At 69.5% G+C, this 14,000-nt stretch carries 14 protein-coding genes; 2 read left to right on the top strand and 12 right to left on the bottom strand.

Features of this window, described 5'->3' with window-relative positions; genetic code table 11:
- Positions 1-538: 538 nt before the first annotated feature.
- The 12 genes from OG257_RS32715 to OG257_RS32660 form a co-directional block, all read right to left on the bottom strand.
- Positions 539-1,024: a hypothetical protein gene (locus OG257_RS32715; RefSeq protein ID WP_329213282.1), complete on the bottom strand. Its 486-nt coding sequence runs from the start codon at positions 1,022-1,024 to the stop codon at positions 539-541.
- A 109-nt stretch (positions 1,025-1,133) separates the two neighbouring features.
- The gene (locus OG257_RS32710; RefSeq protein ID WP_329213280.1) at positions 1,134-1,817 is read right to left on the bottom strand and encodes a uracil-DNA glycosylase; all 684 of its coding nucleotides are present in this window, start codon (positions 1,815-1,817) and stop codon (positions 1,134-1,136) included.
- Between the two features lie 77 nt (positions 1,818-1,894).
- Complete coding sequence (locus tag OG257_RS32705) at positions 1,895-3,472, bottom strand: ABC transporter substrate-binding protein (RefSeq protein WP_329213278.1); 1,578 nt, start codon at positions 3,470-3,472, stop codon at positions 1,895-1,897.
- A gap of 118 nt (positions 3,473-3,590) precedes the next feature.
- Positions 3,591-4,346, bottom strand: a complete 756-nt coding sequence (locus OG257_RS32700; RefSeq protein ID WP_329213276.1) for an SDR family oxidoreductase — start codon at positions 4,344-4,346, stop codon at positions 3,591-3,593.
- 22 nt (positions 4,347-4,368) lie between these two features.
- On the bottom strand, positions 4,369-5,130 hold the full coding sequence (gene fabG / locus OG257_RS32695; RefSeq protein ID WP_329213274.1) for a 3-oxoacyl-ACP reductase FabG: 762 nt from the start codon (positions 5,128-5,130) through the stop codon (positions 4,369-4,371).
- A gap of 202 nt (positions 5,131-5,332) precedes the next feature.
- Positions 5,333-5,716 carry a DUF3037 domain-containing protein gene (locus OG257_RS32690; RefSeq protein WP_329213272.1) on the bottom strand — a complete coding sequence of 128 codons (384 nt, stop codon included), beginning with the start codon at positions 5,714-5,716 and terminating at the stop codon, positions 5,333-5,335.
- A complete protein-coding gene (locus OG257_RS32685) occupies positions 5,713-6,597 on the bottom strand; it encodes a HipA family kinase (protein WP_329213270.1) in 885 nt (294 codons plus the stop codon). The genes OG257_RS32690 and OG257_RS32685 overlap by 4 nt, the downstream gene beginning before the upstream one ends.
- Before the next feature lie 356 nt (positions 6,598-6,953).
- Complete coding sequence (locus OG257_RS32680; RefSeq protein ID WP_329213268.1) at positions 6,954-7,313, bottom strand: hypothetical protein; 360 nt, start codon at positions 7,311-7,313, stop codon at positions 6,954-6,956.
- A 114-nt stretch (positions 7,314-7,427) separates the two neighbouring features.
- Positions 7,428-8,042 carry a DUF1707 SHOCT-like domain-containing protein gene (locus OG257_RS32675; protein ID WP_329213266.1) on the bottom strand — a complete coding sequence of 205 codons (615 nt, stop codon included), beginning with the start codon at positions 8,040-8,042 and terminating at the stop codon, positions 7,428-7,430.
- A gap of 585 nt (positions 8,043-8,627) precedes the next feature.
- Positions 8,628-9,848, bottom strand: coding sequence for a beta-ketoacyl-[acyl-carrier-protein] synthase family protein (locus OG257_RS32670; RefSeq protein ID WP_329213264.1), 1,221 nt, complete (start codon positions 9,846-9,848; stop codon positions 8,628-8,630).
- Positions 9,845-10,087, bottom strand: coding sequence for an acyl carrier protein (locus OG257_RS32665; protein WP_329213262.1), 243 nt, complete (start codon positions 10,085-10,087; stop codon positions 9,845-9,847). Before OG257_RS32665 ends, OG257_RS32670 begins: the two co-directional genes overlap by 4 nt.
- A gap of 37 nt (positions 10,088-10,124) precedes the next feature.
- The gene (locus tag OG257_RS32660; protein ID WP_329213260.1) at positions 10,125-11,129 is read right to left on the bottom strand and encodes a beta-ketoacyl-ACP synthase III; all 1,005 of its coding nucleotides are present in this window, start codon (positions 11,127-11,129) and stop codon (positions 10,125-10,127) included.
- A gap of 149 nt (positions 11,130-11,278) precedes the next feature.
- Here OG257_RS32660 and OG257_RS32655 point away from each other — a divergent pair, with 149 nt between their 5' ends.
- Positions 11,279-12,937: an acyl-CoA carboxylase subunit beta gene (locus OG257_RS32655; protein WP_329213257.1), complete on the top strand. Its 1,659-nt coding sequence runs from the start codon at positions 11,279-11,281 to the stop codon at positions 12,935-12,937.
- Between the two features lie 260 nt (positions 12,938-13,197).
- Positions 13,198-13,908, top strand: a complete 711-nt coding sequence (locus tag OG257_RS32650) for an AfsR/SARP family transcriptional regulator (protein ID WP_329213255.1) — start codon at positions 13,198-13,200, stop codon at positions 13,906-13,908.
- Positions 13,909-14,000 lie beyond the last annotated feature (92 nt).

Below are 14,000 nucleotides of genomic sequence, written 5' to 3'. Positions count from 1 at the left end.
ACCGGGCGGGACGACCGAGCAGAGTTACCCGGGTGCATCGAATCAGAATCACAGCAACGCTGCTGGTGGGGATTGCTGTCACAGCTGTCTCCGGCTGCGTGTCGGTGGAACCCTCGAAGAGAACCGTCGCGCCACGCTCCGGGGCCGGCAGACCCGTCCAGGACGTGGCACCCCAGATCGTGCAGCCGCCCGTCCGGGACTCCCTCGAGGCCCTGCCGGGTCCCGTGACGTCCGTGCGGGCCGTGTCCCCAGGAGCACCCTCCCCGGCCCGGAGAACGGCGCCACGGGCCCCACGGCAGTACGAACCGGCCGGCACCCCGGGAGTCCGGACACCTCGCCGGGTGTCCGCCGTTCCGCCCGCGGCGCTCCCTGCCGTGCCGGGCTCCGTCGTCACCGGGAGCGATGTCTGCAGACTCGGGCGTGGGTACGGGCGCTGGCCGGCGGGCAGCCCGCAGTCCCTCATCTGCGACGAGACATACGGCCGCTGAGCCGCGAAGTCCCGTACGGGGCGGGCCGCCCGGTCATGGGCGGGCCCGCCTCACTCCCCCGCGGCGCTGCCCCGCATCCGCTGCTCCAGGCGTCCGATGGCGGCCCGGACGCCCCCGCCGTATCCGTCGTCCCCGAGCACACCGGCGGCGTCCCACGCCCGGTCCAGATGGATCCGGGCGGACTCGGGGCGCTGCAGCTTGAGGTAGTCCGCCGCGAGATTGAGGTGCAGGGAGGGAAAGAAGGCCCGGACCGCGGTCGCGTCCCGGTGCTCCGCGACCGGCCCGCCGCTCAGCCCTTCCGCGGCCGTCAGCGCCCGGAGGTCCCATGCGAGCTCATCGCCGGGATCGTCCTGGGTGTCGGCCATGTAGTGCGCGAGGGTGCAGCGGTGGAGGGCATCGCCCTCCTCGCCGATCTCCGACCAGATGGCCCCGAAGCGGTTGCGGGCCTCTTCCCTGTCCCCTCCGTGCAGCAGCATGATCGCCTGGCCGATCCTGGTCATGACGGCGTCCTTCGACGCCTCCTGCTGCTCCGCCACCGCGGTCTCCCTGGTAAGCCCGTCCAGCCCGTTCCGGTCGGTCGAACGCTAGCCGCAGCCGCCGGGAAAGCCGCTCAGGCGCGGACCGGAACTGCCGGCCGGGTCGCCCTCACCCCAGGTCCGGGATACGCCAGTCGATGGCCTCGTGGCCCTGGGCGGCGACCGCCTCGTTGATCTGGGTGAAGGGGCGGGAGCCGAACCACTTCTTCGCGGAGAGCGGCGAGGGGTGCGCCCCCTTCACCACCACGTGGCGGTCCTGGTCGATCAGCGGGATCTTCTTCTGCGCGTAGTTGCCCCAGAGGACGAACACCGCAGGGTCGGGCCGCTCGGCGACGGCACGGATCACCGCGTCCGTCACCTTCTCCCAGCCCTTGGCCTTGTGCGAATTGGCCTCGCCGCCGCGCACCGTCAGCACCGCGTTGAGCAGGAGGACTCCCTGCTCGGCCCACGGCATCAGGTATCCGTTGTCCGGGACCGGCAGGCCGAGCTCGTCGTTCATCTCCTTGTAGATGTTGCGCAGCGAAGGGGGCGTCCTGACGCCGGGCCGTACCGAGAAGCAGAGCCCGTGCCCCTGCCCCTCGCCGTGGTACGGGTCCTGGCCGAGGATGAGCACCTTGACCCGGTCGTACGGGGTGGCGTCAAGGGCGGCGAAGACCTCTTCGCGCGGCGGATACACCGGCCCCCTGGCCCGCTCCTCCTCGACGAATTCCGTGAGCTCCTTGAAGTACGGCTTCTGCAGCTCTTCGTCGAGGACGCCGCGCCAGGATTCGGGCAGCAGGTCGGTGTCGGTCACGTCCACAACCTCCGGTACACAATCGGTTCTTGACCACAGAACCTACCGGGGGCCACTGACAACGGCCGCCCCGAGCCCTACCAGCTGGCCTTGCGGTACAGCTCCCACATCTGCATGACCGTCTGCGGGTCCAGGGCGCGCTCGCCGCCGCCGATGTCCTCGCCGGCCGCCACGTACAGCTTGCCCTGCCACAGCGGCAGCAGCCGGACATCCTCGACGAGGATCTCCTGAGCCTTCTTGAACTGCGCGGAAACGGCTCCGCGGTCGCTCTCCTGGCGGGACGAGGCCAGCTGCTGGTCGATCTCCGCGGTCAGGTAGGGCGTCCCGGTGACGCTGTCCTTGCCGACGAACGGGGCGATGAAGTTGTCCGGGTCCGGGAAGTCGGGGAACCATCCACGGCCGAAGACCGGGTACTCGCCCTTGGTGAAGCCCTCCTGGAAGGTCTTCCACGGCGCGCTCTTCAGAGTGATCTTGAACAGGCCCGAGTCCTCGAGCTGGCGCTTGATCTCGGCGAACTCGGGGGCGGTGGAGGAGCCGTAGCGGTCCGTGGTGAACCAGAACGTCATCTCGACCGGCTCGGTGATCCCCGCCTCGGTGAGGATCTCCTTGGCCTTGGTCTTGTTCGCGTCGCCGAAGGCGTCGAAGAAGCTCGTCGTGTGGCCGGCGATGCCCTTGGGGACCATGGAGTACAGCGGCTCCGCGGTGCCCTGGTAGACCTTGGCGACCAAGGCGTCGCGGTTCACCAGCTGCGCGATGGCCCGCCGGACCGCGGGCTTGCCTGCGGCCGGGTCCTTGGGGTTGAAGACCAGGAAGCGGATGTCGGCGCCGACGGTCTCGACGATCTGCAGACCGGCGTTGTCCTTCTTGTTGTCCTCGAGGCCGACGACCTCCTCGGCGGTCAGACCGCGGTAGGTGGCGTCGATCTCCTTCTTCTTCAGGGCGTCCACCATGGGGGCGGAGTCCTTGAAGTAGCGGATGGTGACGGCGGTGTTCTTGCGGTTGGCGAAGCCCTTGTAGTCGGGGTTCTTGGTCAGCTCGGCCTTGTTCCCGGGCTCGTACGACTCCAGGACGTACGGCCCTGAGCCGGTGACCTTGCCGTCGTCACGGATCTTGTCCGCGGGGTACTCACTGGGTGCGACGAGCGACATCGCCGGAGTCGCCAGGATGAACGGGAAGGTCGCGTCCGCCTTGCTGAGGTGGAAGATGACCGTGTCGTCGCCCTTGGTCTCCACACGGTCGAGGGAGCCGAGCAGACCGGCCGGGCCGCCCTTGACCTTGATCTTCACGATCCGGTCGATGGAGTACTTGACGGCCTCGGCGTTGATCGCCTCGCCGTTGGAGAACTTCAGGCCCTGACGGAGCTTGCACCGGTAGGCCATGCTCGTGGAATCGGTGAACTGGCAGTCCTCCGCCGCGTCGGGCTCGGGGCTCATCGTGCCGGTGGGGAAGCTCACCAGGGTCTGGAAGACGTTCCTCATCAGCTCCCAGGAGCCGTCCCAGGCCGCTGCAGGATCGAGTGTCGAGGGCGAACTCGTCGTCCCGACTGCTATCTGCTGGTCGGTTTCCGAACTGCTGTCGGACAGCAAACCGCAGCCGGCCAGCAGAGAAAGAGATGCAAGGGCTGCAGCAGCCTGCAGACTGGCCCGGTAGAACACGTGAACGCTCCTCGATCAGCCATGGGTCGGCAGACCATACCGCAGCGCCCCGCCAGGTCAATCCGCTGGCCCGGCGGGGCGCTTGACTCATTCAGGGCCAAACCGGCTCAGGCCGTACTCAGGCCACGCCGGCATTCAGGAAAATACCTCCGTCGACCACGAGAGTCTGCCCCGTGATCCAGTCGGACTGCGCGGAGGTGAGGAAGGCCGCGGCGCCTCCGATGTCCTCCGGGACTCCGAGCCTGCCGAGCGGGTAGGCGGCTGCCGCCTCCGCCTCCCGGCCCTCGTAGAGCGCCTCGGCGAACTTGGTCTTGACCACGGCCGGCGCGATCGCGTTGACCCGGACGACCGGTGCGAACTCGTGCGCCAGCTGGAGGGTCAGATTGACCATGGCGGCCTTGCTCATCCCGTAGGCGCCGATGAAGGGCGACGCGGAGACACCGGCGACGGAGGCGATGTTCACGATCGCCCCGCCGTTGTCCTTCTGCCAGGCCTTCCAGGTCTGCTGGGCGAAGCCGAGCGCCGAGATCACATTGGTCTCGTACACCTTGCGCGCGACGTTGAGGTCGAGCTCGGCCATCGGGCCGAAGACCGGATTCGTACCCGCGTTGTTGATCAGGTAGTCGACCCGGCCGAACACCTCCATGGCGCGCTCGACCGCTGCCGCCTGGTGTGCCTCGTCGTGCGCCTTGCCCGCGATACCGATCGCCCGGTCGGCCCCGAGCTTCTCGACGGCCTCCTTGAGGGCGTCCTCGCCACGGCCCGTGATGACGACACGGTCGCCCCGGGCGACGAGCGCCTCGGCGACGCCGTAGCCGATGCCCCGGCTCGCACCCGTGATGAGTGCGACCTTGCCACTGTCCTGCACAGTCATGATGTCCGTTGCCCTTCCGGGGTCAGTTGAGCGGTCCGCCGGCGACGTACATGACCTGACCGGAGACGAAGCCCGCGTCGTCGCCCGTGAAGAAGGCGATGGCGTTGGCGATGTCCTCGGGCCACCCCACGCGCTGCACGGGGATCTGGGTGGCTGCCGCGGCCTGGAACTCCTCGAAGCCCATGCCGACGCGGGCCGCCGTCTGGGCGGTCATCTCCGTGACGATGAAGCCGGGGGCGACGGCGTTGGCGGTGACGCCGAACTTGCCGAGCTCCTTGGCGAGGGTCTTCGTGAAGCCCTGCAGACCGGCCTTCACGGCAGAGTAGTTGGCCTGACCCCGGTTGCCGAGGGCCGAGGAGGAGGACAGCGAGACGATGCGGCCGAACTTGGCCCCCACCATGTGCGACTGGACGGCCTTCGCCATCAGGAACGCACCCTTGAGGTGGACGTTCATGACGAGGTCCCAGTCGGCCTCGCTCATCTTGAAGAGCAGGTTGTCGCGGAGCACGCCCGCGTTGTTGACGAGGATCGTCGGGGCGCCGAGCTCGGCGGCGACGCGCGCGACGGCGGCTTCCACCTGGGCGCTGTCCGACACATCGCAGCCGACGGCGAGGGCGGTGCCCCCCGCGGCGGTGATCTTCTCGACCGTGTCCTTGCAGGCCGCCTCGTCGAGGTCGAGTACGGCGACGGCGCGGCCCTCGGCCGCCAGTCGTACGGCGGTGGCGGCGCCAATGCCCCGCGCCGCTCCCGTCACGATGGCGACGCGCTGCTCGGTGGTGGACATGCTTGGTTCTCCTCGCCCTTGGATCGCGGCTCAGCGGACGTCAGGAAGTTCCCGATAACTGAGCAACCGCTTAGTACCTTCAGCAGACGAGACGCTAGAAGCCCTGGCACCCGGTGTCAACGGCCCACGGGGGCAGGGGCGCATGTCACACCGGAAGGCGCCGCTGCCGGACCTGTCGCAGGCGGCGCCACCGGCCGCAGGCTCAGCGCACCAGCAGGTCGAGCAGCCGCTCGACCTCGGCCTCCGGGTCCGCGGTGAGACCGCTGTGGACGGCGCCCGGCTGCACCACCGTGGAGCGCGGGGCGATCAGCCAGCGAAAGCGCCGCCCCGCGTCGTCACCGGCAGCCTGACCCGCGGCGTCACCACCGCAGCAGACCCCCTCGACCGCGCGCAGGGCGGCCCGGACGCCCACCACGTCGGCGTGCGGATCCAGGGCCATCAGCTTGCGCTCGTCCAGGAGCGTGCGGGCCGCGACGAAGGACTTCGCCCGGCAGTACACCAGCACGCCCGCGTTGAAGCACTCGCCTCGCTCGACCCGCGGAACGACGCGCAGCAGCGCGTACTCGAAAACAGTGCGCTCGCTCATCGGCCGCCGTCCTTGCTGCTCTGTCCGGCGTCCGCCTGCTCCGCGCGGACCTCACCGGTGGGGTGCGGCCGCGGCGCGAGGCGCTCGGTGAGCCAGCCGGGGGCCTGGGAGGCCCGTGTCTTCGTGGGCGCCTCCATCGTGATCCGCTCGTGGACACTTCCGGCGCGTGCCAGCAGCGGCGCCACGTACGCCCGGCGCAGCTGGTCCGTCGAGTCGAAACCGGGTTCGCCCGCCAGCCACTCCTCGGGCACGTCGGCGACCACTTCGGTCAGCAGTTCCTCGGTAACGAGCGGGGCCAGCTCGGCGGCCGCGGCCGCGATGTCCGGTCCGAACCGGGCGAGGACGTGGTCGGATGCGTTGTACGGCTTGGCTGCCGACGCCTGCGCTCCCGGCCAGTTGTGGTGCCAGATCATCGTGGCCCCGTGGTCGATGAGCCAGAGATCGCCGTGCCAGACCAGCAGGTTGGGGTTCCGCCACGACCGGTCCACGTTGTTGATCAGCGCGTCGAACCAGACGACCCGGCCAGCTTCCGCCGGGTCCACCTCGTAGGCGAGCGGATCGAAACCGAGCGAGCCGGGCAGATAGTCCATGCCCAGGTTCAGCCCGCCGCTCGCCTTGAGGAGCTCCTGCACCTCCTGGTCCGGCTCCGCGAGCCCGATGACGGGATCGAGCTGGATGGTCACCAGTTCGGGGACCCGCAGTCCCAGCCGCCGGCCGAGCTCCCCGCAGATGATCTCCGCAACGAGGGTCTTGCGTCCCTGCCCTGCGCCGGTGAACTTCATGACGTACGTGCCGAGGTCGTCGGCTTCGACGATCCCGGGGAGCGAGCCACCCTCACGCAGGGGCGTGACGTAGCGGGTCGCGGTGACTTCGGTCAGCATTTCCCCAGGCTATACGGCGCCACTCCCTGCAGATCCACGGACCGGGGTCGGTCACCGCGGTGGCTTCGTCGCAGCACGCTTTCCCTGAACAATTCGGCTGCGCAAACGCAGGTGATCAGTCCCCTCGTAACAGTGGCAAAGGGCACCAACCGCCCGCCCCGACCAAGCATTCAGCGCACCGAAGAACAAGGATGCATTCACCCCCGCAGAGGTTGCCGTCTTTTATCGAGGTCTTTCTTTATCGCACTCCGCCAAAAACTCGTTCGCTTCGGACCTTGCAGCATCTGTTCGAGATGTCATCACAGCGCCTGGCGTGTCGGGACCGGTCGGACGACAACTTCGTACCGGCCCGCCCGTCACCAGACAATGACCCCGCCGCCCTCGGCTTTGGCTCGCACCGCGGCGGCAACGATGTTGTCGAACCGCGCGGTGATGTAATCCGCGCCGTAGCCGCTCAGTTCACCAAGACGATCAAAGTGTGGGCGTATCACTTCGCACTCGGCGAGGAAGTCGTCGACCTCTTCCGGCTCCACGTAGAGGTCACTCCCGTCCAACTGGGGGAAGAACCGCGCCCCCAGATCCCGGATCGCTTCAGAACCCCACAGGCGGCTGCGGGTGCTCTCGAATCCGGCCATGGTGTCGGCGTACTCGGGGTCCTCCAGGAAGTCGCGTTTGCCGTCGGCGTCGTAGACGTAGGTGTGCACAAGGAGAGTCATGCGCCGATTCTCGGACGCAGGGCCGACCGAAGTCGAACGCATTACCCCGCATTACCCTCTGCCGAGTCCCGCCCCGGACGCACGAAAGCCCCGCCCCGAGATCTTCATCAGCTTCTAGAAGCTCGGCGGATTCCTGCGCAACTTACGTCGTTCCCATCGGTTGGGGTGGCGGATGACCACTCCGGCCACGCCGCCGGCTCCGGTCAGCCGGATCAGCGGAGTTCCCCGGAGCCTGTCGGGGGTGGTCTTGTCCGTCAAACCGCCGATGCCAGGATCCATGCCGCTGGTGTCTGCGCCCCAAGCGTCAGGAATGACGATCGTGACACCGGCCATCTCGCCGTACGCCTCCACCGCGACCTCGGTGAGGCGGCACTGGACCCTGGTGAAGTCGACCTTCACGCCGCCCCAGCCTCCGCGAGCAATCACGTGCCCGGGCACCTCCCAGCGTCCGGAACCTCGCGACACACCGTGCATGCCGCCCCTGAGCACCAGCGGTGACTGCCCGTCGGGGTTCAGCTGCGGCAAATCAGCTGTCAGTACGGCCAACTCGCCATGAGTCTTGGCCTTCAGCGCCACCTCCAGGCGCGAGCCCAGCTCTTCGAGATCGATTCGGCCCTCGGCTGCAGCATCGCGCAGCTGCTCCACCACCGTTTCCCGGTCGTCATGAGAGGCCCGAAGCTCTCCTGCGGGAGCAGGGCGCGGCAAGGGCTCTGGAAGCTCGGCAGTCATGGCACAAGAATAGGGGAACAAGCAGCCACCGTACCGGGACTGCACATCTGGAACGGGCCGCGTCCTGATCTTCGACCCCGGGGTCCGCACGAGCCCTCGTACGTGATCGATCGGACCGGTAACTGCCTTACGTGCGGGCGGTCTTCGGCTCATGGGCAAGGACTGCCGGTGCACGTGGTGCAGGCTCGCCGGGTCACGGTCTCCGGCCCCATCCAGCCCGCTGCCAGCCACTCTTCCACCCGACAGGTGCCAGCGGTTCCCGCACGTGGTCACGCATGCGCCACCGCAGATCCACCTGCCCGAACCGGCGCGCAGTCCGAGCGAAATCCGACTCCAACTCGGGCTTCCAGCAATCGTCTTCAGGCGTTTCGTCCATACCCGAAGAACGACAACCAGCAGCTCAGGACACGAGATCTCGCTGTTGAAGTACTGAAGGTGCCCGGTCAGAGACTTGCGGCAGACCGTTCCCCGATCCCGCCGACCCCTATTGCGCGGGCACCGGGCGGCGAGGGGCGGCACGGCAAACCCGTACCGCACCCCTATTGAGGGCCGTGGCCTGTACTCGTACCTCCGCGCAGCCCCCGATCAGTGCGCCGCGAAGGCGAGGACGGCGTTCTGCCCGCCGAAGCCGAAGGAGTTCGTGAGCGCCAGGCCGATCGGGTGGCGCCGGGCCTCCTTGGCCACCACATCGACATCGATCTCAGGGTCCTGGCTCTCGAGGTTCGCCGTCGGCGGGATCAGCCCGTTCTCGAGTGTCAGCACCGTCAGGGCCGCCTCGATCGCCCCGGCGGCGCCGAGCGTGTGCCCGAGGACGCCCTTGGTCGAGGTGACCGCGGGGCCGTGAGGGAGGCAGCGGGCCAGGACCCTGGCCTCGGCCAGGTCGTTCAGCGGCGTCGACGTGCCGTGCGCGTTGACGTGGTCCACGTCGGACGGAACGGCGCCGGCGTCGAGGAGGGCGGCGCGGACGGCCCGCTCCACACCGGCGCCGGCCGGGTCGGGGGCGGTCGCGTGGTACGCGTCGGCGGAGGCGCCGTATCCGACGAGCCTGGCCCGGACCCTTGCTCCGCGTGCCGCGGCGTGGTCGGCGCGTTCGAGGACGAGAATCCCGCTCCCCTCCCCGATGACGAATCCGTCGCGGTCGGTGTCGAACGGGCGTGACGCCGTCGCCGGCGATTCCCCGCGGGTCGACAGCGCGCGCATCCGGCTGAAGCCGGTGACGATGAGTGGCACCACCGCGGCCTCGGTGCCGCCCGCCAGAACGATGTCGCACACGCCCTGGCGCAGCATGTCGCGGGCCACGCCGATGGCGGTCGCCCCGGACGCGCACGCCGTGGCGGTCATGAGGTTCGGGCCCGTCGCCCGGAACCGGATGCCCATGTGCCCGGCGACCATGTTGGGGAGCATCATCGGCATCAGCAACGACGACACCCGATCGGGCCCGTCGTCGCGGAACGTCGCGTGCTGCGTCTCCCAGGTGCCGGCGCCACCCACGCCGCAGCCGACGACAACGCCGACCCGGGTGCCGTCCCACGTGGCGGGGTCCAGCCCGGCGTCCGCGACGGCCTCGTCCGCGGCGATGAGACCCAGTTGCACGAACCGGTCGTACAGCATGGTCGCGCGACGTCCCAGCAGCGCCCGGGCGTCGAACTCGGGCACCCGGCACGAGAAGTCGACCGGCAGCCCGGCCAGCGCGGGGTCGGTGGCAGCGGTCGACTTCCCGGCGCACACCGCGCGCCAGGCCGGTTCGGTGCCGACGCCGGCGGCGGTCACCAGCCCCAGGCCTGTGACGACGACACCGGAGGTCATGACGCGGGGTCGAGCTGGGCTTCGATCAGCTTCACGACGTCGGCGACCGTGCTGCGTGGGGTCGCGGCGTCCTCGTCGATCTCCACGTCGAGGTCCCGCTTGACGACCAGGGTGAGTTCCACCAGGAACAGCGAGTCCAGTTCGAGTTCCTCGAAGGTGGCGTCAGGGCGGATCCCCTCGGGCCGCACCTCGAACTGGTTGACCAGTATGTCGGTGAGCCGGTCGTACGAATTCCCCATGGGATGACTCCTCATCACAGTCGGTAAGCGTGCTCAGCTAGTCGCGGAGCGCGAGATCGGGCCAGGTCAGCAGCGTCGAGCCCCAGGTGAGGCCCGCGCCGAACGCGGTGAGCAGGGTCCGCTGTCCGGGCCGCAGGGCGCCGTCCGCGACGCCGTGGAGCAGCGCCAGCGGGACGGAGGCGGCCGCGGTGTTGCCGACGCGGTCGATGTTGGCGACGACGCGGTACCGGTCGACGCCCAGCTCGTCGGCGAGCTGGTGCAGGATGCGGATGTTGGCCTGGTGGGCCACGATCCGGTCGATGTCGGCGACGTCCCGGCCGGCGCGCTTCAGCACGGTCCGGCACGAGTCGGCCATCCGCGTGACGGCGTGCTTGAACACCTCGCGCCCGGACATCGTCAGATATCGCTCGCCCTCCAGCTCCGGCCTGCCGGACAACCGCTGCCGGGAACCGCCGCCGCCGACCGCGATGAGTCCGGCGCCGTCGCCGTCGCTGCCCAGATCGATGTGACCCACCGCGCCCGGCTCGTCGGGGGTGCCGGCCCGGAGCACCACCGCCCCGGCTCCGTCGCCGAAGATGGGGGCCGTTCCGCGGTCGCGCGGGTCCAGGATGCTGGAGTACGTCTCGGCGCCGATGAGCAGCACCCGGTCGGCGACGCCTGTGGCGATCAGACCGGCCGCACAGGCGAGTCCGTACAGGAATCCGGTGCACGCGGCGTTCATGTCGAAGGCCGCGGCGCCGGTGAGGCCCAGCCGCGTCGCGACCTCGGGTGCGGTGGCCGGGCAGATCCGGTCGGGCGTGGTCGTGGCCAGGACCACGGCGTCCACCTGCGGCTCGCCCGAGGAGGCCAGGGCCCGCGCCCCGGCCTCGACGGCGAGGTCGGACGTCGCGGAGCCGGGTGCGGCGTAGTGACGGCGTGTGATTCCGGTACGGGTGCGGATCCAGTGGTCGGAGGTGCCGAGTTCGGCCGGCAGATCGCCGTTCGTCACCATCCGAGGGGGCAACCAGCCGCCCAGCCCACTGATTACCGCGGCACGCGTCATGCGCCAAAGAATGGCAGTGGGCGCTGAAATTCGGCTGACGGACCTCTGACACACGACCGCTTTCAGCGCTGTGTCAGCAGATTTTCCACAGCCGGTCAGAGATCGGACAGCGGGGTGCGCCAGCATGCGTGTGTGGCGAGGAGACGACTATGGACGAACCCGGTTACCTCGAAGCGCACGCGGCCGGAGAACGGCGCGCCGCCGGTCGGCGAACGGTGAACGGGAGCGAGGGGCCCGCGCCTTCGAAGGAGCCGGGCACCACCGCCGGCAAGGTCGCCGACCTGCGGGCCCGGCGCGAGGCGGCCCGCCACGTCCCCCATCGCACGGTCCGCCGCCTCGCCCGGTTCGGCCGGATGACGGCCCGCGACCGCCTGGAGCACCTGCTGGACCCGGGCTCGTTCGTGGAGACCGGCCTGCTCGCGCGGCACCGTTCGACCGGCTTCGCCGCCGACACGGAGCGGCCCAGCGGCGACGGCGTCATCACCGGCTACGGCACCGTGGACGGCCGCAAGGTGTGCGTCTACGCCCAGGACGCCCTTGCCCTGGGCGGCAGCGTCGGCGAGGTCTTCGGCGAGAAGGTCGGCAAACTGCTCGACCTCGCCCTGCAGACCGGTTGCCCGGTCGTCGCGATCAACGACTCCAGCGGCGCCCGCGTCGCCGAGGGTGTGCTGTCGCTGGCCGCGTACGGCCGCATAGCCAACAAGGTGGTCACCGCCTCCGGCGTCATCCCGCAGATCTCACTGATCATGGGCCCTTGCGCGGGCGGCGCCGTCTACGTGCCTGCCTGCACCGACTTCGTCGTGATGGTCGACCGGACGTCACACATGTTCGTGACCGGCCCGGAGGTCATCCGGGCGGTCACGGGCGAGCCGGTCCGCCTGGAGGAACTCGGGGGCGCGCAGGTGCACGCCTCGGTCACCGGCAACGCGCACTACGTGGCGGACAGCGAGGCCGAGGCGCTCGACTACGTACGGGACCTGTTGTCCTTCCTTCCGTCCAACAACCTGGACGAGACGCCGACATACCGGTCCGCCGCGGTCCTGGACGTCACGCCCGACGACCTCAAGCTCGACTCGATCCTGCCCGACGCGCAGCGGGAAGCGTTCGACATGTCCGAGGTGGTCGCACGTGTGGTCGACGACGGCGACCTGCTGGAGGTGCACCCGAGCTTCGCGCCGAACATCATCTGCGGTTTCGGCCGGATCGAGGGGCGTACCGTCGGCGTCGTCGCCAACCAGCCGCTGCATCTGGCCGGAGCGCTCGACATCGCTGCCGCCGAGAAGGCCGCGCGCTTCGTACGTTTCTGCGACGCGTTCAACATCCCCATCGTGACGCTGGTGGACGTACCCGGCTTCCTGCCCGGCACCGCCCAGGAACATCAGGGGATCGTCCGGCGCGGCGCCAAGCTCGGCTTCGCCTACATCGAGGCGACGGTGCCGAAGGTGACCGTCATCGTCCGGAAGGCGTTCGGCGGCGGGTACGCGGTGATGGGATCCAAGGAGCTCGGTGCCGACATGAGCTTCGCCTGGCCCACCGCGTCGATCGGTGTGATGGGCGCCGCCAGCGCTGTCGACATGCTGTGCCACCGCCAACTCGGTGCCGCCGACGATCCCGTCGTGCTGCGCGACGAGCTGATCGAGGAGTACGAGGAGACCGTACTCACCCCCTACATGGCGGCCGAACGCGGCAGCCTCGACGACGTCATCCTGCCGTCGGAGACCCGGTCGGCCGTGCTGCGCGCGCTCAGGGCGCTGCGCACCAAGCGCATTGCCCCGCCGCACCGCAAGCACACCAACATCCCCCTGTAGAAAGGCCGGACGCGGCGGACCGCGAGCTCCCCGAAGCCCGTTCGAGGCCTCCGCCGACGTGACGGACCCCGACCGTGAATAGGGGGTCCACCGGTGGATATACGGGGCGTCGGCTGTTGACGACGCCTCCGCCTTCCGACAAGCATGGGCTGCGTCGATCATGCGTCGGCGTGCCAATGACAACATCGGCCAGGCGGAGAGTTCCGATGGAAGTAGCCATTCTCGGCCCGCTGACAGTGACCGGGAGAACACGTCTCCCGGTGAGCGGCACCAAGGTGCGCGCCATCCTCGCTCTGCTCGCCCTCAACGTCGGATCCGTCGTGTCCTACCAGGATCTGGCCGACGAACTGTGGGACGACCGCCCGCCGCGCACCAGCAAGAACACCCTGCAGGCCCACATCGCCCGGCTGCGCCGGCTGCTCGAGGAGGCCGGCTGCCCGGACGCCCTGCGGACGGTGAGCCAGGGATATCTGCTGGACCTGAGCCCCGACGCGATCGACGCGGATCGCTTCCACCGCCTCGCCTCCAGCGGCGCCCAGCGCATCGCCGACCACCCGCAGGCCGCCGTGGAACACCTCGAACAGGCGCTGCGCCTGTGGCGGGGACCGGTCCTGCTGGACGCCGGGCCGGGCGCGCACTGCCGGTCCGCGATGCTGTGGCTCAACGACAGCCGCGTCGCCGTGCACGAGAATCTCATGGCCGCGCGGCTGGCCCTCGGCGACGAGCACGCGGTCGCCTCCGAATTGAAGAGCCTGGCCGCCCAGCATCCGCTGCGCGAAGGGCTGCACGACCTGCTGATGCTCGCGCTGTACCGGGCCGACCGGCAGGCCGACGCGATCGATGTGTTCCACCGGCTGCGCCAACGTCTCCGCGACGACCTCGGCCTGCAGCCGGGGCTGCAGGTCCAGCGCCGGTACCGTGCGATCCTCGACCAGGATCCGGCGCTGGCCACACCACCGCGCGCCGTTTGACGGGCAGCTGAGACGCTGTTCCACGTCGCCACCCACTGACGGGGCGCCCGCCACGGTTCGCATCCGTGGCGGGCGCCGTCAGCGTGTCTGGC

Origin of the sequence: Streptomyces sp. NBC_00683 (assembly GCF_036226745.1) — a bacterium.
GTDB lineage: Bacteria > Actinomycetota > Actinomycetes > Streptomycetales > Streptomycetaceae > Streptomyces.
Note: the sequence above shows the minus strand (reverse complement) of the source record. Positions and strands in the feature narration are given on the sequence as shown.

Excerpts from the sequence above, each read along its gene's own strand:
- OG257_RS32700 (WP_329213276.1), bottom strand. The coding sequence starts at position 4,346 with ATGACTGTGCAGGACAGTGGCAAGGTCGCACTCATCACGGGTGCGAGC.
- OG257_RS32670 (WP_329213264.1), bottom strand. The coding sequence starts at position 9,848 with ATGACCTCCGGTGTCGTCGTCACAGGCCTGGGGCTGGTGACCGCCGCC.
- OG257_RS32665 (WP_329213262.1), bottom strand. The coding sequence starts at position 10,087 with ATGGGGAATTCGTACGACCGGCTCACCGACATACTGGTCAACCAGTTC.
- OG257_RS32680 (WP_329213268.1), bottom strand. The coding sequence starts at position 7,313 with ATGACTCTCCTTGTGCACACCTACGTCTACGACGCCGACGGCAAACGC.
- OG257_RS32655 (WP_329213257.1), top strand. The coding sequence starts at position 11,279 with ATGGACGAACCCGGTTACCTCGAAGCGCACGCGGCCGGAGAACGGCGC.
- OG257_RS32690 (WP_329213272.1), bottom strand. The coding sequence starts at position 5,716 with ATGAGCGAGCGCACTGTTTTCGAGTACGCGCTGCTGCGCGTCGTTCCG.
- OG257_RS32675 (WP_329213266.1), bottom strand. The coding sequence starts at position 8,042 with ATGACTGCCGAGCTTCCAGAGCCCTTGCCGCGCCCTGCTCCCGCAGGA.
- OG257_RS32660 (WP_329213260.1), bottom strand. The coding sequence starts at position 11,129 with ATGACGCGTGCCGCGGTAATCAGTGGGCTGGGCGGCTGGTTGCCCCCT.
- fabG (WP_329213274.1), bottom strand. The coding sequence starts at position 5,130 with ATGTCCACCACCGAGCAGCGCGTCGCCATCGTGACGGGAGCGGCGCGG.
- OG257_RS32685 (WP_329213270.1), bottom strand. The coding sequence starts at position 6,597 with ATGCTGACCGAAGTCACCGCGACCCGCTACGTCACGCCCCTGCGTGAG.